The sequence below is a fragment of the Variovorax sp. Varisp36 genome, from assembly GCF_047304235.1.
Lineage (GTDB): Bacteria > Pseudomonadota > Gammaproteobacteria > Burkholderiales > Burkholderiaceae_C > Variovorax.
Window position 1 is genome coordinate 22,789 of record NZ_JBGLYU010000007.1, and the last position, 21,076, is coordinate 43,864.

The 21,076-nt window shown below is 66.2% G+C and carries 21 protein-coding genes and 2 pseudogenes; 12 read left to right on the forward strand and 11 right to left on the reverse strand.

The features are described 5' to 3' along the window. Nucleotides 1-95: 95 nt before the first annotated feature. Nucleotides 96-1,046 (reverse strand): GNAT family N-acetyltransferase, encoded by a 951-nt coding sequence (locus ACCD11_RS06410; RefSeq protein WP_413313051.1) that lies wholly within the window; start codon nt 1,044-1,046, stop codon nt 96-98. A 147-nt stretch (nt 1,047-1,193) separates the two neighbouring features. Here ACCD11_RS06410 and ACCD11_RS06415 point away from each other — a divergent pair, with 147 nt between their 5' ends. Next, nucleotides 1,194-3,575 (forward strand): YgiQ family radical SAM protein, encoded by a 2,382-nt coding sequence (locus tag ACCD11_RS06415; protein ID WP_413313053.1) that lies wholly within the window; start codon nt 1,194-1,196, stop codon nt 3,573-3,575. 64 nt (nt 3,576-3,639) lie between these two features. Beyond that, nucleotides 3,640-4,542: a hypothetical protein gene (locus tag ACCD11_RS06420; RefSeq protein ID WP_413313055.1), complete on the forward strand. Its 903-nt coding sequence runs from the start codon at nt 3,640-3,642 to the stop codon at nt 4,540-4,542. 1 nt (nt 4,543) lies between these two features. Here the strand turns inward: ACCD11_RS06420 and ACCD11_RS06425 are convergent, their stop codons facing one another. After that, nucleotides 4,544-5,425, reverse strand: a complete 882-nt coding sequence (locus ACCD11_RS06425; protein ID WP_413313056.1) for a CoA transferase — start codon at nt 5,423-5,425, stop codon at nt 4,544-4,546. Between the two features lie 149 nt (nt 5,426-5,574). Between ACCD11_RS06425 and ACCD11_RS06430 the strand changes: the two genes are divergently transcribed. Then, a complete protein-coding gene (locus tag ACCD11_RS06430) occupies nt 5,575-6,477 on the forward strand; it encodes an SDR family oxidoreductase (protein WP_007828343.1) in 903 nt (300 codons plus the stop codon). A gap of 31 nt (nt 6,478-6,508) precedes the next feature. Here the strand turns inward: ACCD11_RS06430 and ACCD11_RS06435 are convergent, their stop codons facing one another. Beyond that, nucleotides 6,509-6,907 carry a DUF488 domain-containing protein gene (locus tag ACCD11_RS06435; protein WP_007828345.1) on the reverse strand — a complete coding sequence of 133 codons (399 nt, stop codon included), beginning with the start codon at nt 6,905-6,907 and terminating at the stop codon, nt 6,509-6,511. A gap of 26 nt (nt 6,908-6,933) precedes the next feature. After that, nucleotides 6,934-8,802 (reverse strand): PhoX family protein, encoded by a 1,869-nt coding sequence (locus ACCD11_RS06440; RefSeq protein WP_413313057.1) that lies wholly within the window; start codon nt 8,800-8,802, stop codon nt 6,934-6,936. Nucleotides 8,803-8,892: 90 nt separating this feature from the next. On the opposite strand from ACCD11_RS06440, the gene ACCD11_RS06445 reads away from it, so the two are divergent. Together ACCD11_RS06445 and ACCD11_RS06450 are read left to right on the forward strand one after the other, a co-directional pair. Further along, nucleotides 8,893-9,720, forward strand: coding sequence for a crotonase/enoyl-CoA hydratase family protein (locus ACCD11_RS06445; RefSeq protein ID WP_413313059.1), 828 nt, complete (start codon nt 8,893-8,895; stop codon nt 9,718-9,720). A gap of 366 nt (nt 9,721-10,086) precedes the next feature. Continuing rightward, entirely contained in the window at nt 10,087-10,401 is a 315-nt protein-coding gene (locus ACCD11_RS06450) for a hypothetical protein (RefSeq protein ID WP_007828349.1), read from the forward strand. Between the two features lie 27 nt (nt 10,402-10,428). On the opposite strand, the gene ACCD11_RS06455 is transcribed toward ACCD11_RS06450, so the two are convergent. Continuing rightward, nucleotides 10,429-11,586 carry a DSD1 family PLP-dependent enzyme gene (locus ACCD11_RS06455; RefSeq protein WP_413313060.1) on the reverse strand — a complete coding sequence of 386 codons (1,158 nt, stop codon included), beginning with the start codon at nt 11,584-11,586 and terminating at the stop codon, nt 10,429-10,431. A 110-nt stretch (nt 11,587-11,696) separates the two neighbouring features. Further along, the gene (locus tag ACCD11_RS06460) at nt 11,697-12,002 is read right to left on the reverse strand and encodes a hypothetical protein (protein ID WP_413313062.1); all 306 of its coding nucleotides are present in this window, start codon (nt 12,000-12,002) and stop codon (nt 11,697-11,699) included. A gap of 271 nt (nt 12,003-12,273) precedes the next feature. Here ACCD11_RS06460 and ACCD11_RS06465 point away from each other — a divergent pair, with 271 nt between their 5' ends. Together ACCD11_RS06465 and ACCD11_RS06470 are read left to right on the forward strand one after the other, a co-directional pair. Then, nucleotides 12,274-12,552 carry a hypothetical protein gene (locus tag ACCD11_RS06465; protein ID WP_413313064.1) on the forward strand — a complete coding sequence of 93 codons (279 nt, stop codon included), beginning with the start codon at nt 12,274-12,276 and terminating at the stop codon, nt 12,550-12,552. Nucleotides 12,553-12,765: 213 nt separating this feature from the next. Further along, nucleotides 12,766-14,259, forward strand: coding sequence for a diguanylate cyclase (locus ACCD11_RS06470; RefSeq protein WP_413313066.1), 1,494 nt, complete (start codon nt 12,766-12,768; stop codon nt 14,257-14,259). A 179-nt stretch (nt 14,260-14,438) separates the two neighbouring features. Here the strand turns inward: ACCD11_RS06470 and ACCD11_RS06475 are convergent. Beyond that, nucleotides 14,439-14,705, reverse strand: a pseudogene (locus ACCD11_RS06475) (DUF5676 family membrane protein); the annotation flags it as partial. Between the two features lie 129 nt (nt 14,706-14,834). Between ACCD11_RS06475 and ACCD11_RS06480 the strand changes: the two are divergent. From ACCD11_RS06480 to ACCD11_RS06500, 5 genes are all read left to right on the forward strand, one after another. Next, on the forward strand, nt 14,835-15,248 hold the full coding sequence (locus ACCD11_RS06480) for a hypothetical protein (RefSeq protein WP_413313067.1): 414 nt from the start codon (nt 14,835-14,837) through the stop codon (nt 15,246-15,248). Nucleotides 15,249-15,272: 24 nt separating this feature from the next. Further along, nucleotides 15,273-15,509: a DUF2933 domain-containing protein gene (locus ACCD11_RS06485; protein WP_413313069.1), complete on the forward strand. Its 237-nt coding sequence runs from the start codon at nt 15,273-15,275 to the stop codon at nt 15,507-15,509. Beyond that, complete coding sequence (locus ACCD11_RS06490) at nt 15,490-16,164, forward strand: methyltransferase family protein (RefSeq protein WP_413313070.1); 675 nt, start codon at nt 15,490-15,492, stop codon at nt 16,162-16,164. The genes ACCD11_RS06485 and ACCD11_RS06490 overlap by 20 nt, the downstream gene beginning before the upstream one ends. Before the next feature lie 121 nt (nt 16,165-16,285). Next, the gene (locus ACCD11_RS06495; RefSeq protein ID WP_413313072.1) at nt 16,286-16,417 is read left to right on the forward strand and encodes a hypothetical protein; all 132 of its coding nucleotides are present in this window, start codon (nt 16,286-16,288) and stop codon (nt 16,415-16,417) included. 153 nt (nt 16,418-16,570) lie between these two features. Beyond that, complete coding sequence (locus ACCD11_RS06500) at nt 16,571-18,784, forward strand: copper-transporting P-type ATPase (RefSeq protein ID WP_413313074.1); 2,214 nt, start codon at nt 16,571-16,573, stop codon at nt 18,782-18,784. A gap of 35 nt (nt 18,785-18,819) precedes the next feature. Here the strand turns inward: ACCD11_RS06500 and ACCD11_RS06505 are convergent, their stop codons facing one another. From ACCD11_RS06505 to ACCD11_RS06520, 4 genes and pseudogenes are all read right to left on the reverse strand, one after another. Continuing rightward, entirely contained in the window at nt 18,820-19,320 is a 501-nt protein-coding gene (locus ACCD11_RS06505; RefSeq protein WP_413313076.1) for a cupredoxin domain-containing protein, read from the reverse strand. Between the two features lie 50 nt (nt 19,321-19,370). Beyond that, a pseudogene (locus ACCD11_RS06510) lies at nt 19,371-19,587 on the reverse strand (amino acid ABC transporter ATP-binding protein); the annotation flags it as partial. 9 nt (nt 19,588-19,596) lie between these two features. Further along, on the reverse strand, nt 19,597-20,286 hold the full coding sequence (locus ACCD11_RS06515) for an amino acid ABC transporter permease (protein ID WP_413313078.1): 690 nt from the start codon (nt 20,284-20,286) through the stop codon (nt 19,597-19,599). Next, on the reverse strand, nt 20,286-21,023 hold the full coding sequence (locus tag ACCD11_RS06520; RefSeq protein ID WP_413313079.1) for an amino acid ABC transporter permease: 738 nt from the start codon (nt 21,021-21,023) through the stop codon (nt 20,286-20,288). The genes ACCD11_RS06515 and ACCD11_RS06520 overlap by 1 nt, the downstream gene beginning before the upstream one ends. Between the last annotated feature and the right edge of the window lie 53 nt (nt 21,024-21,076).

Genomic DNA, 21,076 nt, shown 5'->3' on the forward strand with positions numbered 1-21,076 from the left:
TCCCCAGGCTGCGCGCACTTCGTGTCGCTTCGCCAACCCCCTACCGGGGGCAACACCTGAGGCCCGGCAAAGCCGGTTCCTCGGTGTTCCTGGCACTACAACTTCAATTCCCAGGTCTCGCCCACGAGATGCTGGCCATAGCTCTCGTGCGGCTCCGACTTGGCGAGCTGGAAGCCGCGCTTCGCATAGATGCCGCGCGCGGCCGACAGGCAGCTGTTGGTCCACAGCACCATCTTCCGGTAGCCCTTGCGGCGCGCGAAGGTGATGCACTCGTCCACCAGCTTGCCGCCCAGGCCCAGCCCGCGCGCGGCGGGCGCCAGGATCAGCATGCGCAGCTGCGCCACCGTGGCCGACTTGCGCACCACGAAGATCGCGCCTACGCGCTCGCCGTTAAGTTCGGCGATCCAGCAGCGCTCCCACTCGGGCTGGAACTTGAGCAGGAACTCGCTCGCGATGCCGGCCACCAGAGCCTCGAACTCGCCGTTCCAGCCGTACTCGCGCGCATAGATTTCGCCGTGCTGCTGCACCACCCAGCCGATGTCGCCGGGCGCCGGGTCGCGCAGCACGGCCGCCTGGAGCTTCGCGGGCGGCGCCTCGGAGTCGAGCAGCGCTTGCATCGTGCCCATCGCCTGCACCAGCTGCTGGCGCTGGGCCGGCGCCAGCGGGGCGAGCAGGGCGGCGGCTTCTTCGCGCGATTTCTGCTGCAGCGGCGCGAATGCGGCGTGGCCGGCGTCGGTCAGGCGCAACACGCTCTGCCGCGCATCGCGCGGATGCGGCTCGCGCGAAAACCAGCCCTCGTTCTCGAAGCGGCGCAGGATGCGGCTCATGTAGCCCGCATCGAGCCCGAGGTCGCGGCCGATCTCGCTGGCGACGGCCGTTTCACGGTGCGCCAGCTCGTACAGCACGCGCACGTCGGTCAAGGACATGGTGCTGCCGAGGTAAGGATCGAGGGCGCCGATACGGCGCGTGTAGAAGCGGTTGAACTGCCGGATTGCCTTGACGGCGGCGGGATCGACGGTTGGAGACGGGGTGGACATGATTGCCATTGTCATAAAATTATTTGACTCAAGCAATCAATTGAAGGCCTTGCGACGACCGGGTCACAGGATGTTTGTCGCGACAGACATGGTGGAAAACCCTAAAATTGAAGGTTGCCCACAACGGCGCCGCCATGGCGCTGTCAACTCCCACCGATGAACGCCCCCGTCGACGTCTCCCTTTTTGCACGTGCCGCCAAGCCGCTGACCAGCTACCGCAAGTACTGGGCCGCCCGTTTCGGCACGGCGAAGTTCCTGCCGACCTCGCGCAAGGAAATGGAAGCGCTCGGCTGGGACAGCTGCGACATCATCGTGGTCACCGGCGACGCCTACGTCGACCATCCCAGCTTCGGCATGTCGGTGATCGGCCGCATGCTGGAGGCGCAGGGTTTCCGTGTGGGCATCATCGCCCAGCCCGATTGGCAGAGCGCAGAGCCCTTCAAGGCGCTGGGCAAGCCGAATCTGTTCTTCGGCGTGACCGCCGGCAACATGGATTCGATGATCAACCGCTACACGGCCGACCGGAAGATCCGCAGCGACGACGCCTACACGCCCGGCGACGTCGGCGGCTCGCGCCCCGACCGCGCGGCCATCGTGTATTCGCAGCGCTGCAAGGAAGCCTGGAACGACGTGCCGATCATCCTCGGCGGCATCGAAGGTTCGCTGCGCCGCATCGCGCACTACGACTACTGGTCGGACAAAGTGCGCCGCTCGATCGTCGTCGATTCGAAGTGCGACCTGCTGCTGTACGGCAACGCCGAGCGCGCCATCGTCGAGATCGCGCACCGCCTGGCCGCCAAGGAGCCGGTGCAGCAGATCACCGACGTGCGCGGTACCGCGTTCGTGCGGCGCGAAACACCGGAAGGCTGGTTCGAGATCAACTCCACCAGCGTCGACGAACCCGGCCGCGTCGAAGCGCATGTCAATCCGTACCTGATGGTGTCCGACCAGGCCAAGGCCAACGGCGCGACCTGCGCGAAGGAAGACGAGGCCGAAGCCGTCGCCAAGGCGGCAGAAGCTGCCGGCTCCGCTGCCGGTTCGGTCGTTAACCCCGCCATCAAGCCGCTGAACTTCGTGCCCAACCCGGCGCTGGCCATGCGGGCAAAAATCAAGGTTCCGCCGCGCGACCATTCGGTGATCCGCCTGCCGTCGTATGAGCAGGTGCGCAGCGACCCGGTGCTCTACGCCCACGCCAACCGCGTGCTGCACCTCGAGACCAACCCTGGCAACGCCCGCGCGCTGGTGCAGGCGCACGGCGAGGGCGCCACGGCGCGCGACGTGTGGATCAACCCGCCGCCCATTCCGCTCACCACGGCCGAGATGGACCACGTGTTCGACCTGCCATACGCGCGCAGCCCGCATCCGCGCTATGCCGACGAGAACGGCAGCCACGATGGCGCGACCAAGATCCCGGCGTGGGAAATGATCCGCTTCAGCGTGAACATCATGCGCGGCTGCTTCGGCGGCTGTACCTTCTGCTCGATCACCGAGCACGAAGGCCGCATCATCCAGAGCCGTTCGGAAGACTCGATCATCAAGGAGGTCGAGGCCATCCGCGATTCGGTCAAGGGCTTCACCGGCACCATCTCCGACCTGGGCGGCCCCACGGCCAACATGTACCGCATCGGTTGCAAGTCTCCCGAGATCGAGTCGGCCTGCCGCAAGCCCAGCTGCGTGTATCCGGGCATCTGCCCGAACCTCAACACCAACCACGACCCGCTCATCAAGATCTACCGCCGGGCGCGTGCGCTCAAGGGCATCAAGAAGATCCTCATCGGCTCCGGCCTGCGCTACGACCTGGCCGTGCAGTCGCCCGAATACGTGAAGGAGCTGGTGCAGCACCACGTCGGCGGCTACCTGAAGATCGCGCCCGAGCACACCGAACAGGGCCCGCTCACCAAGATGATGAAGCCCGGCATCGGCAGCTACGACAAGTTCAAGCAGATGTTCGAGAAGTACTCGGCCGAGGCTGGCAAGAAGCAGTACCTCATTCCGTACTTCATTGCCGCGCACCCGGGCACCAGCGACGAGGACATGATGAACCTCGCGATCTGGCTCAAGAAGAACGGCTTCCGCGCCGACCAGGTGCAAACGTTCTACCCGAGCCCGATGGCCACGGCGACGACGATGTACCACACCAACAAGAACCCGCTGCGCAAGATCACGCGAGAGAGCGAGACGGTGGACATCGTGCGCGGCGACAAGCGCCGCCGCCTGCACAAGGCCTTCCTGCGGTATCACGACGCCAACAACTGGCCGCTGCTGCGCGAGGCGCTCAAGAGCATGGGCCGCGCCGACCTGATCGGCAATGGCAAGCACCACCTCATCCCGACTTGGCAGCCGCTGACCGACGGCGGTTACACCAGCGCGCGGCGCAAGAACTCGACGGCCGCACCGGTCAAGCTGACGCCGGTGAAGCCCTCGAAGGGCCGCATCCTCACGCAGCACACCGGCCTGCCGCCGCGCGACAACGGCTCTGGGCCGGCCTCGCGCAAAGCCGCTGGCCCGGTGCGCGGCAGCATCCGCAAGCCGCGCTGATTTCAGAACGCCGGCGCGGTCCGGCCGACAGCGAAGATGGACAGTCCGCTGTATGGTGTGGTCCATGAGCAGTTCTCCCTCCCCGCGGGCTTCATGGACGCGCACCCTGGCCGGGGCGCTGCTGCTCGCGGCCTCGCTGCAGGCGCTCGCCGCCGCACCTGAAAACTCTTCTGCCCAGGCGCTGCGCGCCACGCACCAGCGGATGAGCGACAAGCTCGATCACAGCAGTTTCGGGCGCCCTGTGCAGCTCGATTCCATGGAGACGCCCGACGGCCTGCAGGGTGACGTCTACGCGGTGGTCGAACATCCGCTGTCGGCGATCAGCGCCACGCTCAAGGGATCGGCCCACTGGTGCGGCGTGCTGACCCTGCACATCAACAACCGGCGCTGCCGCACGGCCAGCGGCCCGCAAGGCAGCGAAATGCTCACGCTCTATGTGGTGCGTCGCTACGACAAGCCGATCGACCAGGCCTTCGAGCTGCCGTTCGTCTACCGGGTCACCAACGCCACGCCCGAGTACATGTCGGTCGAACTCATGGCCGAGAGCGGCCCGCTGGGCACCAGCAATTACCGTGTCACGCTGCAGGCCGTGGCGCTCGACGAGCGCAAGAGCTTCCTGCATTTCAGCTACAGCTACGACCACAACGCGATGGTGCGGCTGGGCACCATGGCCTACCTGGCGACTTTCGGCAGCGACAAGGTCGGCTTCACTGTGGTGGGCAAGACGCCGGAAGGGCAGCCTGAATACATCCGCGGCCTGCGCGGGCTGGTGGAGCGCAACGCGATGCGCTACTTCCTTACGCTCGACGCCTACCTCGCCGCGCCGGGCCCCGACCAGGCCGAGCGCCGCCAGCGCCGCTGGTTCGCAGCGGTGGAGCAGTACCCGCGCCAGCTGCACGAAGTGGACCTCGATACCTATCTCGCACTGAAGCGCGAAGACCGGCAGCGCGACGGCGCGGCGCGCTGAATCAGCTGGCCATCGTGAGCAGCGGCACGTCGCGCGTGCGGCTCATGGCTTCGAGTTCGGCGCGCGTGCGGGTCGCGAGCCACGCGGCCAGCGCCTCGTGCGTGGCCGGCGCAGTCATGTCGCGCGAAGCGATTGCAGCCGCCTCGCATAGCCGGGCCGCGAAATGCGGCTCCAGCGCGGCCACGGCCACGCGGCCGTCGGCGCAGGGGTAGACGCGGTAGCCGGCGTGCGCGCCGCCGACCATGCCCGAGGGCTGCGTGAGGCCCCAGGTGCGGGGCAGGGCGAGCCAGTCGGCCGAGGCGTTCAGCGCCACCTCGAAATACGCGCCGCCGGCCTTGCGGGACCGCCGCAGCATGGCCTTCAGCACAGCCTCGCTTGCGAGCAGGGCACCGCCCATGTCGGCATAAAGCGTCGGCGGCAGCTCGGTGCCGGTGACGAGCCCGCTTTCGGCGAGGTAGGTCAGGTCGTGGCCCGGTTCCTCGGCGCGCTCGCCCGGCGCGCCGACGATGGCCACCTGCGACAGGGCCGGATGACGCGCATGCAGCGTGGCCCAGTCGAGCCCGAGCTTGCCGAGCGCGAAAGGGCGGAACGAGGTGAGCAGCACGTCGGTCGCCGCGAGTTCGGCGTGCAGCAGCTGCTGCCCGGCCTCGGTCTTGAGATCGACGGTGCGGATCTCGATGCCCGCATGCAGCGCCGCATACGCGGGCCGGTTGTAGAGCCCCATCGGATCGCCGCCCGGCGGCTCCAGCTTGAGGCAGGTGGCGCCCATTTCACGGCAGCGCAGCAGCGCGGCGGGGCCGGGGAGGTTGAGCGCGACGCTCACGACGCGCACGCCCTCGAGCGTCGCGGCATGGTCGTTGGCGGGGCTGGCGGAACTCGGCATCGGCGTCTTGTCTCCGGGAAACTCGTTCCGCGCATTCTCACCCCGGCACCCGAAGCCACTTCCCGCAAGCCGACGCCGCGTCTCGCGCGTAGCATCCGCGAGTGGCAGCCACCTCCCTTGCCGCTGCCTCAATGACAAGGAGACGAACCATGTTTGAAGCTTCCCTCATGAGCGGCCGGCGCATCCTCGTGACCGGCGGCGGCACGGGCCTCGGCCGTGCGATGGCCGAGCGCTTCCTGGGCCTGGGCGCCGACGTGGCCATCTGCGGCCGGCGCCAGTCGGTCTGCGACGAGACCGCGGCCGAGTGGCGACAGCAGTTCCCGGACAGGCGCATCGACACCTTCGGCGTCGACATCCGCATCGCGCAGCAGGTCGACGAGATGGTCGAGAGCCTGTTCCAGAGTGGCGGCCTCACGGGGCTCGTCAACAACGCGGCGGGCAACTTCGTCTCGCCGACCGAGAATCTCTCGCCGCGCGCCTTCGACGCCATCGCCAACATCGTGTTCCACGGCAGCTTCTACGTGACGCAGGCGGTGGGCAAGCGCTGGGTGGCGCAGGCCAAGTCGGGCGAGTGGAAGCCGGGCGATGCCTTCCGCAGCGTGATGAGCATCATCGTCACCTGGGTGGACAACGGCAGCCCCTACGTCGTGCCCTCGGCCATGAGCAAGGCCGGCATCGAGGTCATGACCAAGTCGCTTGCGGTGGAGTGGGCGCGGCATGGCATCCGCCTGAACGCCGTCGGCCCCGGCGAGATTCCGACCGAAGGCATGAGCAAGCGCCTGAACCCAGGCGAGGAGCCCGGCGCGCGCAGCAAGCAGCACAACCCGATGGCACGCACCGGCCGCATGAGCGAACTGCAGAACCTCGCGTCCTTCCTGATGGCGCCCGGGCAGTGCGACTGGCTCACGGGCCAGAGCATCATGATGGACGGCGGCAACGCGCTGGCCACCGGTGGCAACTTCTACGAGCTGCGCCAGTGGAGCGACGCCGACTGGCAGGCCGCGCGCGAACGCATCGAGGCGCAGAACCAGAAGGACAAGGCGCAGCGCTGAAGCCTCGCTCGCGGGGTGTGCGTCGACCGGCTCAGTCCGCGATGTCCGCGCCGCGTTCGGCCAGCAGGCTGCGCAGCACGGAGCGGTGGCAGTGCGATTCGTCCTCGCAGTAGCAGCCCACCGAAAGCGAAGTGCTGTGAGACAGCGCGGCCAGCAGGTCGAGGCTGCGGCTCGCGTCGGGCTCGGCCATCTCGGCCTTGAACTTGCGCACGAAGGCGTTCCACTGCGCGGGTGAGTCGGCTTTCTGGGCTTCCTGCGCCTGCTTCATCGTCTCGACGGAGGGCGCGAGGTTCGGGTACCACACGTCGTACCAGTCCTGCGATGCGAACTCGGTCTTCGGAACGCCGCGCGGCGGACGGCGCACGGTGCCTACGCGCAGGCCCTCGTCGGGCGCGCGCGGGGTGCCGAGACGGACGATGCGGATGCTCATGGGGGTTTCCCTTTTCTCTGTTTGTCTCAGGTGCCGACGATACCGCCGTCGCGCCGGCGAATCGCCAGCGTCGCGGAGCGCGGCCGCGCGCTGCCCGGCTCCGTGCCGTCGGGCCAGGCGCTGTTGGGTTTCGTGTCGCCGTCGTCGCGCGCCTCGCCCGGATGCTGGATGTTGACGAACAGCGTGCGCCGGTCGGGCGTGACCACGCAGCCGGTGATCTCGCAGCCGTTTGGTCCGGTGAGAAAGCGCTTGATGCGCCCCGATGCCGGGTCGGCGCACAGCATCTGGTTGTTGCCCAGAGAGGTGTAGGGCGGCCTGCCCAGCACCTGGCCGCTCAGATCGGTCTGGATCCACAGCAGGCCGCCCTTGTCGAAGTGCAGGCCGTCGGGGGCGCCGAACATGTCGGCCTCGTTCGATGGATAGCGCGCGCCGCTGCCGGACTGCGCGGGATCGCCCGCGAGCGCGAAATGGTCCCAGGCGAAGCCGGTGCTGGCAGCGTCGCCACCGTCTTCGCGCCAGCGCAGGATGCCGCCGAACAGGTTGTTGGCGCGTGGGTTGGCTGCGTCGGGCCCGGGCTTGCCGGCGTCGCCGCGCTGGCTGTTGTTGGTGAGGGTCACGTAGACCTCGCCCGACTGAGGGTGCACCGCGATCCATTCGGGCCGGTCCATCTTCGTGCCACCAACGACGTCGCCTGCCAGCCGGGCGTGGATCAGCACCTCGGCCTGGTCGGCGAAGCCGTTCGCCGCATCGAGCCCATCGCGGCCGTGCGTAAGCTCGAGCCAGCGGCCGCGGCCGCCGGTGTCGTAGCGCGCCACGTAGAGCCTGCCATCGTCGAGCAGGTGGCGGTTGGCGGCGCGTGCGGCGGCGTCGGTGCCGGGGCGCACCTTCTCCCGGCTGACGAACTTGTAGATGTATTCGAAGCGCGAGTCGTCGCCCATGTAGACGACCAGACGGCCGTCCTTGGCGACCGTGCAGGTGGCGCTTTCCTGCCGCTTGCGGCCGAGCGCGGTGCGCTTGATGGGCTCGGCGGCCGGGTCGAAGGGATCGATCTCGACCACCCAGCCGAAGCGGTGCGGCTCGTTCGGATGCCGGCTCAGGTCGAAGCGCTCGTCGTAGCGCCAGTACTCCACCCATTGCGAGCCGGCCACCGTGCCGTAGCGGCGCTGGGCAGCCGTCGCGTCCTGGGCGGCCTCCTTCGGCCCGCCGAAGTAGCCATGGAAGTTTTCCTCGCACGTGAGGTACGTGCCCCACGGCGTGACGCCCATGGCGCAGTTGGCAAAAGTGCCGGACACCGCATCGCCCGCCGGGTTGGCGGCGGTGCGCATCAGCGGCGTTCCTGCGGCCGGACCAGTGATGCGCATCGGCGTGTTGCCGTGCACGCGGCGCGCGAAGGGCGAGGGCTGCACCTGCTGCCAACCCTGTGCGCTGCGCCGGATCTCGATCACCGAGACCCCCATCGCGTGCAGCGACTTGCGCACCTTCTCGGCGGTCCATACCTTCACGCCGTCGGTATGCAGCAGCTGCTCGTCGGTGTATTCGTGGTTCATCACCAGCAGGCCGCGCTCGCCGCTCGCGTCGAGCGCGAAGAAGTGCATGCCGTCATGGTGCATGCCGGCCTGCACCGCCTGGTCGTCGGCACTGTTCCCGGCATCGGGCGCGAAGGCCGGCATCCGCCCCGCGATGCCGGTGGGCGTGCCCCAGGGGTAGAGCAGTTGCCACTCGTACCCGGGCGGCACCACGACGCCGTCGTGCAAGGAAGCCGGCACGCCGGCGAAGCCCAGCACGTCGCCATGGGGCGCGGACGGGGAAGGGGCGGCACAGCCCTGGCCGAACAGCGCCACCACGGCGGCGGCCGAACCCGATTGAATGAGAAAGTGGCGGCGGTCCAGAGACATGGCAGAGGGTGTTGTGCAGGCGACAGGCGCCATCATCGCCGAGTGCCAGGCCCGGCGATACTGGCGCAGGACCCATTCCGGAGACATCGAATGATCGACCGCATCGAAACGACCCGCCACGCCGACGGCGTGGTGGAACTGCAGCTCGCGCGCGCCGACAAGATGAACGCGCTCGACCCCGCGATGTTCGATGCACTCATCGAAGCCGGCGAGGCGTTGCGTGAGGACAAGGCAGTGCGGGCTGTGGTGATCTCGGGCCGCGGCAAGGCCTTCTGCGCGGGACTGGACATGGCGTCTTTCGAGCGCATGCAGCAGGGCCCGGGCTCCGATGTGCTGGGCGAGGGCGCGGCCGGCGCCGACCTGCTGGCGCGCACGCATGGCATCTCGAACGCCGCGCAGCAGGTGGCGATGGTCTGGCGCGAGGTGCCGGTGCCGGTCATTGCGGCCGTGCATGGCGTGGCCTTCGGCGGTGGGCTGCAGGTGGCGCTGGGCGCGGACATCCGCATCGTGGCGCCCGACACCAGGCTCTCGGTGATGGAAATCAAGTGGGGCCTGGTGCCCGACATGGCCGGCATGGTGCTGATGCGTGAGCTCGCCCGCAGCGACGTGGTGCGCGAACTCACCTTCACGGGCCGCGTCTTCTCCGGCGAGGAGGCTCTTCGGATCGGCTTCGCCACCCGCATTGCGGTCGATCCGCTGGCCGAGGCGCTGCAGATGGCGCACGAGATCGCAGGCAAGAGCCCCGATGCGATCCGTGCCGGCAAGCGGCTGCTCAATGCGTCGGCCTCGCAGAGCGCAGCCGAACTGCTGGTGGCCGAATCGGTCGAGCAGAAGGCCCTGATCGGCAGCCCGAACCAGCTTGAGGCCGTCAAGGCCAACATCGAGCGGCGCATGCCGCGATTCAGTATTCCGGCCTGATCCACATCTGGCCTGCGGCCCTGATGCAGGGGCTGGTCGCTGCGCCGTCCCACGTCCGGGCGGCCGGGTAATCCCCCAGCCCGGAGGGTGCCGAACTTCGCGCAACCTCGTATCCCCCAGCTTTCGCGCCTGCCGCTGCCCGTGGGCGACCCTCAAGTCGCGTTCAAACCGCCGAAAACACACGAGTGCTTTTTTCGGCGCCCTTGTGTAAGAATAAAGTAGTTGTTTTAAGGGGAGGAGAAGAGAGAATGGAGGTAGTTTGTGTGCAGAAGGTCACGTCTTCCCCTCTGATGGCTACGCAGAGGGTGGTTGTTGACAGCGCACTAATTAACAATTGAACGCTTTGCTTAGCGACGGCGATCCTGCATGTCGACGACCACGTTTTTTTGCAACCTCAGCGTGCCCATCCTGGTGGGCGAGGATCGCTACAAGTACATCCCCATCGTGGGGGTCTTCCGCAGCATTCCATTCGATCAAGTCGATAAATGGGTGATGCATCCCGACGGCGGGCCGCGCAGCGACCGCGAATTGGCGGCTGAAGTTCTTGTCGAGATCCGCAAGCCACTCGGTTCGAGTGGACGCACAGCGCCGCACGCTTTCGATGTGGGAGACATCCTGCAGCTCGACCGCGCCGCCGCGATCGTCGTGTCCACCTTCCTTGCGGCGCTTCCGCGCGTCTGACGCCGCTGCGGTCGGCCCCCAGGACGCCTATCGCCTGCCGCGCGCGTCCACCGGCCAGATGGCGACAAGCGTGCCGCCTTCGACCACGTGATACGCGTCATGCAGGTTGACCGTCGGGTCGCAATGCGGCGTGACGAACTCCACGCGCGCACCCAGCGCGGGCCGCTGCGCCTGCGAGCCCTGGGGCGGTATCAACTTGCCGTGCTCGTCGCCGAAGAAGGCATAGCGGCTCGCGGCGTCGGCGCCTTTGGCCACCAGCGGCACGCCGCTGTCGGTCGAGAAGCACTTGGTGCCGCCGTCCACCGTCACCCAGCCGGTCGCGTTCGTGCTGACCACTGCCGTCTGCACGAACAGCGAAACCTCGAAGGGCGACGGTTGCCCGTCGTTGGCGAGCACCTGCGTGTACTCGGCATCCATGAACACATACGAGCCCGCCTGCAGTTCGGTGAACGCGTTCTCCTGCGAATCGAGATCGTGCGTGCCGGTGCCTGCACCGGTCACGATGTCGAAGTGCAGGCCCTGGCGCTTCGCCGCCGCGACGATGTCCGCCACCGTTTCGCGAAGGCCGGCCGCCGCCGTGCCGCGCTCCTCGCGCGACACGATGTGCTGCAGGTTGCCCGCATAAGACTGCAGCCCGCGCAGCCGCAGGCGCGGCTCGGCGGCCACCAGTGCCGCGAGTTCGAGCATTTTCGCCTGTGTGGCTGCGCCGGTGCGGTTGTAGCCCGCGCCGTAATCCACCAGCACGTCGAGCGGGTGCGTGAGTTCGCTCGCCGCACGCGCCAGGTCGGCCAGGTTCTGCGGGTTGTCGACCACCACCATCACGTCGCCCGGGCGCGCACGCTGCGCCAGCTTGATGAGCCGCGAGATCTTGCTCGGCGTGACGGCGGGCGAGGTGATGAGCACGCCCGGAATGCCGCCCTGGACCATCACCTCCGCCTCGCCCAGCGTGACGCAGCTCACGCCGATGGCGCCCGCTGCAACCTGCCGCCGCGCGATCTCGACCGACTTGTGCGTCTTCACATGCGGTCGCAGGTTGATGCCGCGCGCCTTGGCGAAGGCGGCCATGCGTTCGATGTTGCGCGTCATTGCGGGCAGGTCGATCAGCAGGGCGGGCGTGTCGAGCAGGTGGCGGCCGCCGGGAACGCCGATGAGGGGCGCGTTGACTTGCAGCGGGTCTTGGGGCATCGGGAAAAGCCTTTGAAGGGGAGGGGGCGAGAAAAATGAGCCAGCATTTCGCGCGCGAATGATCGCACTGAATGCCTGCCTGGCGCAGGACGCCGGAGACGGAAATGCCCCTACGCCGGATGCGATGGTCCGTGGTGCGTTGGCCGGCGCAGCGCCAGCCACCAGAGCAGCGCGGCATTGATCGCCCAACTGCCGGCCAGCAGCATCAGCGCCGTGTTCGCCACGCCGGGCGACAGGTCCAGCGTCAGCAAGCTCATCGACCATGGCAGCCCGCCCAAGACGGCGGCGAGCAGGCCCGCCTCGCTCTCGGGCACGGCGGCGCAGGCCAGAACACACGCGACGCCGGTGACCGTGTAGATCAGCGCGGCGACGCGCCATCCGAAGCGCGGTGGCGGCCGTGAATTTGCAGTGGGCATGCCCTGAGCATCGCCGATTCCGCATCAAGCTGCGAAGGCCTGTTGCGCGAAGGGGCGTAGTGTTCCGGCGATGCCGTTCCCAGCGGCTTCTTCGGCTTGTCATTTGAGCGCTCCACCATCTGAACATCCGGCGGCTGTCATCGAGGAGCGGCCTTGGCTGACACGTCCTCCCAAGGGGTGGCGGTGAGATGACTGCCAGGGAGTTTGCGCAGGTCCGCACGGGCCTGCAGCGTGCTTCCCCGTCGAACCGACAACAAGACTGGGAGTTCACATGGTCGAGTATTTCCGCGTAGGTCTTCCCTACATTCGAATGCGCTTCAAGGTGCCGGCGCGGCGCGGCAGCAGGGTCGAGCTCAATGGCCGTTTCGGGATCATCTCCGGCGCGAGCGGCGAGTACCTGCTGGTGAAATTCGACGGCGAGGCCGCAGCAGCCGTCGTCCACCCCATTGAACTTAACTACGTGGAGACGGGCGAGGCTATCGAGCCCTTCGCCGCCATTGATTCCAGAGGGCGCAGAGAGGGCACTCCGACGGGCCCTGGCGAGGGTTAATCCCGGAGATTTTTGTCTGCGGCAAGGCTATCTTGGCTGCGCGATCAGCTGCTGGCGGTCCCCGCTTGCCTGCCCGAACGGGGCCCAATGGCTGGTGATAGTGGCCAATTCAACCAAGGATGTGCCAAAGTCGGGTATGAGCTCCAGACGTCATTGCTCCGAAGACACATAGTGTTTCGCCGGCCATCCATCACCTTCCGGACGACGGCTTTCGTGGCCGTGGTTTGCCTCACCCTCGTGGTGCTCGACTGCTGGAACAGCTGGCACGCGCGCACGGTCCTGCTCCAGCAGATGGGCGTCGCGGCGTCGAATCTCGCGCGTGCAATGGCACAGCAGGCGGAAGACACGGTCAAGCAGGCCGATACGGCGCTGGTCGGCATCGTCGAGCGCGTCGAACACGACGGCACGGAGCCGGCGGCCGTCGAACGGCTTCGCAAGGTGCTTGCCATGCAGGTGGCCGAACTCCCTCAGCTCGATGCGATTCACATCTACGACAAGGATGGAAACTGGGTCGCAAACTCCAGGCAGACGTCGTCGCAGAACCCGAACCTGAACAATGCGAGCCGGGAATACTTTCTATTTCATCGAGAGCACGAAGAGCGGGGGCCGCACATCGGCATTCCGGTGCAAAGCCGAACCAACGGAAAGCTGCTCGTTCCCGTTTCCCGGCGCATCAACAATGCGGATGGCAGCTTCGCCGGCGTGGTGCTTGCGTCGATCGATATCGACTTCTTCATGAAGTTCTACGACAGCCTCGACATAGGCCGTGCCGGCGCGATCGGGCTGGTCCTCGAAACCGGGACCATGATGATTCGCCGGCCGTACAGCGCGGACGTGGTCGGACGGAACATGCGGGAGACCGGGCTCTTCCGCGCATACCTTGCACAAGGTCCGGTAGGAACGACCGAAGTCTTATCAGCGCAGGACGGCGTCACGCGCCTGAACAGCTTTCGGCGTCTCGACAACTATCCGCTGTTCGTTACTGCAGCACTTTCGAAGGATGAGATCCTGGCCGCATGGTGGCAGGACACGCTCTGGCATACGGCGGGCATCATTCTCATGACGTCGATCGTCGGCTTCGTCGGATGGCGGCTGGTGAAGCAGATGGAACTGCGAAACAAGAGCGAGGCCGAACTGCGGCGGGCGCGCGACGCGCTGGAAACGCTCAACAAGACCTTGAATACGCTCGCCATGGAGGACGGCCTTACCGGGTTGGCAAATCGCCGCCAGTTCGACGTGACGCTCGACAGCGAATTCAGCCGGGCCATGCGCGATGCGAGCACCCTGGCGCTCATCATGATCGATGTCGATTGCTTCAAGCAGTACAACGACATCTATGGACATGCGGCCGGCGACGAGTGCCTGCAGACGATCAGCCGCACGATCGCCAGCCTCGCTTCGCGCCGTCCGGGAGATCTCGCGGCCCGCTATGGCGGAGAAGAACTCGCGGTGTTGTTGCCGCATACCGATGTGGCTGGCGCCGTCATCCTGGCGGAAAGAATCCGCAGTGCAGTTCGTGGCCTGGAAATCGTGCACGCCGGTACGCCAGACGGGTTCGTGACGCTGAGTGCCGGCGTGGATGCGCTCAGCCCCGCAATCACCAAGGGGCCGCCGAAGGCGTTGATCCAGGCAGCCGACAAGGCGCTGTACGAGGCCAAGATGGGGGGGCGGAACCGCGTTTGCACGACGATGCGAAAGGCGGCCTGAAGGGGACACGGCTTGAAGGAGCCCGTCGCATTGGAACGGACCCAAGCCAACCCTGATGGCGACAACGGCCGGTCGCTTGCGAACCGGTGCCTACGTGCCCTCCCGCAGCGGTGGGGCTTGCATGCGTTCCTGCCCCGGCATCGGAGAGTGGCGAGACGCGGGCGCAGCCATCCAAAGAAAGAGCCCGCCAGGAACGCCCACAGGCTCATCACGAGCAAGGCTTCGACAAAGCCGCGCACCGAAAAGGGCGCGGGCCGACTGAGGACGGAGAAGTCCATGCCATGGAACAGGCTGTTCATGAAGCTCAGAAACGGGCCGGGTGCAGCGACCCAGGCCAGGGTGCACAGGGCATAGAAAACCGCGACGGTGGTGGCCAGCGCCACTCCTGTGCGAAGCGCGGTCGACGGTGCGCCGCTTTCCTGAATCGAAGGCGACGTGTGGTTCATGAATTCTCCTTGGAGGTTGGAGATGCCTCTCAGCCAATCCAGGCGCGCCGCGAGCCTTCTGCCTTGACCTAGCGCAAGCTGCGGAGCGCTGGGTGTCCCGAAACTTGGTTAACAAGCCGGAGGCCCTCTATGCGCTCAATTCTTCTTCTCACCATCACCGCGGCGCTTTCGAGCGGCGCACTGGCGCAATCCGCGCAGGACCATGGTGCCCATCACCCTGCGAACGCGGTAGCGCCAACGTCTGGAACGTCGAAGGCGCCCAAAGTACCACCTGCGCAGATGGAGATGCAGATGAAGTCCATGCAGGCGATGCACCAAAAGATGATGGACGCGAAGACGCCGGACGAACGCCAGGCGTTGATGGGCGAACACATGAAGGCCATGCAGGACGGCATGGCGATGATGGGCCAAATGAACGCTCCCGACGGCAAAGGCGGCGCGCGCATGTCTCCCGAGATGATGGGCAAGCGCATGGACATGATGGAAATGATGATGCAGATGATGATGGACCGCGACGGGATGAAGCCGCCAGCGACCAAGTAGCCGTCGACCGCGAGGAGCAAGGCCATGGACGATATGAACTACGAACCACCCCCGTTCTGGCGCTCACGCGGGGGCGTTGTGCTGCTCGTCGTCGCGGCAGTCGGCGGTTTTCTTCTGTTCACCGAACACCGCGCCCATGTATTGGGCGTCTTGCCGTTCGCACTTCTGCTGGCGTGCCCGCTGATGCACCTCTTCATGCACCATGGCCACCACCACGGCAGCCACTCAAGAAAGGCTGACGATGAACACCCCAGACAATGACTACGGCCTGTGGGGCCTGGGGGTTCTCAACTCGGCCATCTTCGTCGGGTTCGCCTACAGCTTCTTCAAGCCGACGACCCTGCGCGACTGGCGCAGCTTCGGCGCCTACTCCGGGTTCATCGTCGCGCTGTTCGCGGAGATGTACGGCTTCCCGCTGACCATCTACCTGCTGTCGGGCTGGCTGGGCTCGAAGTTTCCGGGTGTCAACCTGTTCGGTCACGACGCCAGTCACCTATGGTGGCTGCTGACCGGTCGGCATGGCAATCCGCACCTCGGTGTACTCCACATCCTGAGCATCGTCGTGCTCTTCGCTGGTTTCATGCTGCTCTCGAAGGCCTGGTACGTGCTCTATCATGCCCAAAAGCGTCATGCGCTTGCGACCGCGGGACCGTACCGACTGGTGCGCCATTCGCAGTACATCGGCTTCGTGCTCATCATGTTCGGCTTCCTGCTGCAATGGCCGACACTCCTGACGATGGCGATGTTCCCGGTGCTCGTGGCGATGTATGTGCGGTTGGCCATCTCCGAGGAGCGCGACTCGGAAGCCGCATTCGGCGACGCGTGGCGCGATTACGCGGCTGCCACGCCACGGTTCATTCCGCATTTCTCGAAAGACGACCGTGCCCGGCCGGTCAACAGCCACACGGGGCGCTGAGCTCGCTTCCGGTCTCGGCGCCATGGTTTTGGGCGCCGGTTTGGCGCTCATTGCCCCAGAGGCCATTCGGCCCTGCGCTGTCCCATTGCTCGGCGTGGGTCTGCTGGTCCATGGAGCAGGGATGACACTGAAGTACCGGCTCGAAGGCCGCGAAAGTCCACCGGCCTGGTGGGAGCGGTTGCTGTTCTGGTTGTGCTGGGCATTTCTGGCCGGTGGCGGCCTCTGGATTGCCTCGGTATTGGCGTTTCGGTAGCGCCTCTTGACCTTCCAACCATGGGAAGGTTGAAACTAGCCACAACAACAGGAGAGCGCGATGCGACCCAGCAACGTAACGACCCATGACCCCATCCGCCCGCCCCCGACAAAACCGGTGTCGGACGGACGACCTCACGAAGGCCAGCACGTCATGCCAGACGGCACCGTGATGGACGATGCCCACCATGGCCACGGCCACCACGCCCATGCGCACGCTGCCGCCAAGCCGGCGGCCGAGGGCGACCAGGGTCAGGTCGAGTACACCTGCCCGATGCACCCTCAGGTGCGTCAGATGGGTCCGGGCAACTGCCCGATTTGCGGGATGACGCTCGAGCCGGTGCTGGCGACGGCAGAGCAGGGCGAGAGCCCCGAGCTGCGGGACATGACGAAGCGGTTTTGGGTCGGCATGGCGCTCGCGGTGCCGGTCTTTGCCCTGGAGATGGGCGGACACCTCTTCGATATCCACCACCTCATCGCTCAGCAGCCCTCGAACTGGGTGCAACTGCTGCTGGGAACACCGGTCGTGCTGTGGGCAGGTTGGCCCTTCTTCGTGCGTGCTGTGGCATCGGTGAGGAACCGAAGCCTGAACATGTTCTCGCTCATCGCGTTGGGCACCGGAGCGGCCTGGATCTACAGCATCGTCGGGACCGTCGCGCCCGGGCTGTTTCCGGCTGAACTTCGGCTGCAAGGCGGTGCCGTTCAGGTCTACTTCGAGGCTGCGGCAGTGATCACGGTGTTGGTGCTGCTGGGCCAGGTGCTCGAGCTTCGAGCGCGCGAGAAGACGTCCGGGGCCATCAAGGCCCTGCTCGGGCTTGCGCCGAAGACCGCGATCAAGGTGAAGGCCGATGGTTCGGACGAAACCGTTCAGGTCGATGCCATCCAGGTCGGTGACCTCCTGCGCGTGCGACCTGGCGAGAAGGTCCCGGTCGACGGCGAACTCACCGACGGCAAGGGCAACGTCGATGAGTCGATGGTCACGGGCGAACCCATTCCCGTAGCAAAAGCGGTCGGCTCCAAGGTGACTGCCGGAACGCTCAACCAGACCGGGGGCTTCGTGATGCGCGCCGAGAAGGTCGGCGCGGATACGCTGCTCTCGCAAATCGTTCACATGGTGGCGGCGGCCCAGCGCAGCCGTGCGCCCATCCAGCGCATGGCCGACCAGGTCGCGGGCTGGTTCGTGCCGATCGTCATCCTGATCGCGGTCATCACGTTCGGCGTCTGGCTGGCGTGGGGCCCCCCGCCGGCGTTCAGCTACGCCCTCATCACGGCGGTCGCCGTTCTCATCATTGCCTGTCCGTGTGCGCTGGGCCTGGCCACGCCGATGTCCATCATGGTCGGGGTCGGCAAGGGCGCGCAGCACGGCGTGCTTGTCCGCGATGCGGAAGCACTCGAGCGCATGGAAAAAGTCGACACGCTGGTGCTCGACAAGACCGGGACGCTGACCGAGGGTCGGCCGAAAGTGGTCCACGTCGAACCGACCGAGGGCTTCAGCAAGGACGACGTGCTGCAGAAGCTCGCGAGCGTCGAGCGGGCCAGTGAACACCCGTTGGCCCTGGCCATCGTGAACGCGGCGCAGGAGGGAAAGTTGAACCTGTCCGCCGTCACGGACTTCGACTCGCCCGTCGGCAAGGGTGTGGTCGGCACGGTCGACGGACAGCAGGTGGTCTCGGGCAGCGCGAAGTTCCTGACCGAGAGCGGCATCGAATCGGCGCCATTGAACCAGGCTGCGGAAGAGCAGCGCGCCAAGGCGGCCACCGTCATCTTCGTCGGCGTCAATGGCAAGCTCGCCGGCTTCGTCGCAATCGCCGACCCCATCAAGGCCACGACGCCCCAGGCGCTTCAGCTGCTGAAGGCTGCAGGTATTCGCATCGTCATGCTCACGGGCGATGGCAAGACAACGGCAGAAGCTGTGGGCAAACAGTTGGGCATCGACGAAGTCGTTGCCGAGGTGTTCCCCGAGGACAAGGTCGCGGTCGTGCAGCGCCTGATGAAAGAGGGCCGGGTCGTGGCCATGGGCGGCGACGGCGTCAACGACTCGCCAGCGCTTGCCGCCGCCACGGTCGGCATCGCGATGGGCACCGGCACCGACGTGGCGATGGAAAGCGCTGGCATCACGCTGCTCAAGGGCGACCTGATGGGCATCGTTCGCGCGAGGGCGCTGTCGCACGCCGTCATGCGCAACATCCGCCAGAACCTGTTCCTCTCGTTCGCCTACAACGTGGCCGGCATCCCGCTTGCGGCAGGGGTGCTCTACCCCTTCTTCGGCGTGCTCCTGTCGCCGGTCGTTGCCGCTGCGGCGATGGCGCTGTCGTCGGTCAGCGTGATCGGCAACGCGCTCCGACTGCGGACGGTGAAGGTGGAGTAGCGTTTCTCACCACGGCGTGTCCCCCGGCGTCGCCCTCAAGATCCTGCGGCGGCCGCCACTTTGACCTTGCCGACCATGCCTGCTTGATAGTGCCCCGCGATGAGGCAGGCGAAATCAAATTCTCCCGCACGATTGAAGGTCCAGACAATCTCGCCGGTCTTGCCTGGAGCGACATGCGCCATGTAGGGCTCGGAATGCGCCATGCCCGGGAACTTCATCATGAGTGCGGCATGGTCGTCGAGCTCCTTCTTCGTGCCGATCACGAACTCGTGCATGGCTTTTCCTTCATTGTGGATGGCGAGCTTGACGGTCTCGCCCTGCTTGACCTCGATGCGATTGGGTGTGAAGCGCATGCTGTCATTCATCTTGAATTCCAGCGTTCGCCTGGCCGCACTCGCATCGCCCGCGATGCCCCATTCTTTTTGCTCCTTGCGTACCGGTCCGCTCGACGCACTGTGATCCTCGTCGCCATGTGCGAGGGCCAGGCCCGAGAACGCCAGGGTGCTGGCGAGCACCAGTGTCTTGATCGATTTCATGTGTTTCCTTTGGGAGGTGATGGGCTTGTCTGTGAAGGGGCGGTGGTTTTTATGCGCAGTCCCCGCTCGACCGCTTCCGCACGCGAGCGCTTGAGTACTGGACTTGCGCCAGCACGAGGTTCTCCGTCACGCTCAGATGCGGAAAGAGTTCGAAGCGCTGGAACACCATGCCGACCCGACCACCTCACCTTCGCGAACGTGGGTGCTGCATTCCGTGAGCACCGCGAACTGGCCGTACCACTTGGAGATGTCGTTGATTTCGATCATGGAGTTCATTCAGATCGCAGCCGCGGCCTTGCGCCGCTGCAGCCAGGTGACCCACCAGGCGCCTGCCGTGCACAGCACCAGATAGACGACAGCGACCAGAATGTAGATCTCGACCACGCGCCCGTCGCGTTGTCCCACCTTGCTGGCCGCCCCGAGGAAGTCGTTCAGGCTGATCACGTAGACCAGCGAGGTGTCCTTGAGCAGGGCGATGGTCTGGTTGATGAGCGAGGGCGTCATGTTGCGAAACGCCTGCGGCAGGATCACGTGGCGCAGGGCCTGCCACGGCGACATGCCGAGCGACTGCGCCGCCTGCATCTGGCCCGCGCGCACGCTGCCGATCCCGGCGCGAATGATCTCGCAGTAGTAGGCCGACTCCGCGAGCACGAACGCCACGAGCGCAGCATAGATCGGCCCGACGCCGAGGTTCGCATCTCCGGTCACGGCCCGCAGCAGGACGGGCATCAGGAAGTAAATCCACAGGATCGTGAGGATCAGTGGGATCGAGCGGAACAGGTTCACATACCCGGCCACCAGCGCCGCGATCAGACGCGGCGCGAAGATCCGGGTGATGGCCAGCAAGGTCCCCAGCGCGATGCCGGCCGCCATCGAGACCACCACCAGGAAGGCGGTCATCTGCAGGCCCTGCATCAGGTAGGGCCAGGCGCGCTGCAGAGAGGCCCAGTCGAAGTCGTAGCCCATCACGCGGCTCCCAGCAGGCCAGGCACCCGCGTGCGGCGCTCGACGTGGCGCATCAGCACGATCACGCCATAAGTGATGGCCACGTAGATCAACGTCGACGCGATGAAGGCCTCGAAGGGATGCGCGCTGAACTCGCTGAACTGGCGCGTCTGCCCAGTCAGCTCCATGAGGCCGATGGTGAGCGCGACGGCCGAGTTCTTGAACACGTTCAGGAAGTCCGAGGTCAGCGGAGGAATGACGGTGCGCAAGGCCTGCGGCAGGATCACGTGGCGATAGGCCGCCGTGGTGCCCAGTCCGAGCGCCATGGCAGCCTGTTTCTGGCTGCGCGGCACCGACTCGATGCCCGCGCGCACCTGCTCGGCGGCCTTCGCGGCGGTGTACAGCGTCAGGCCTACCAGCACGGTGAGGAACTGGTTCGTGGTCGGGTTCATCTGCTTGAGTGCATTGCCCCATTCGACGGGCAGCAGCTCCGGCACCACGAAGTACCAGAGAAAAAGCTGCACCAGCAGCGGTGTGTTGCGAAAGCAGTGGATGTAGGCCGTGGACAGGTATCGCGCCGTGCGGCTCGGCAAGGTCCGGGCCACGCCGGCGAAAAGGCCGATGCCCAGCGCCAGCGTCCAGGCCAGCAACGACAACACGACCGTCCACAGCAACCCGCGCAGCAGCATCAGGCCGTACATGCCTTCACCCGTGACCGAGGGTTTGAAGAAGATCAGCCAATCCCAGGTGTAGTGCATCTTGAAAGTGCTTGGAGACGGTTCGTGAAGCGGTGGTCGAACTTGTGGCGTTC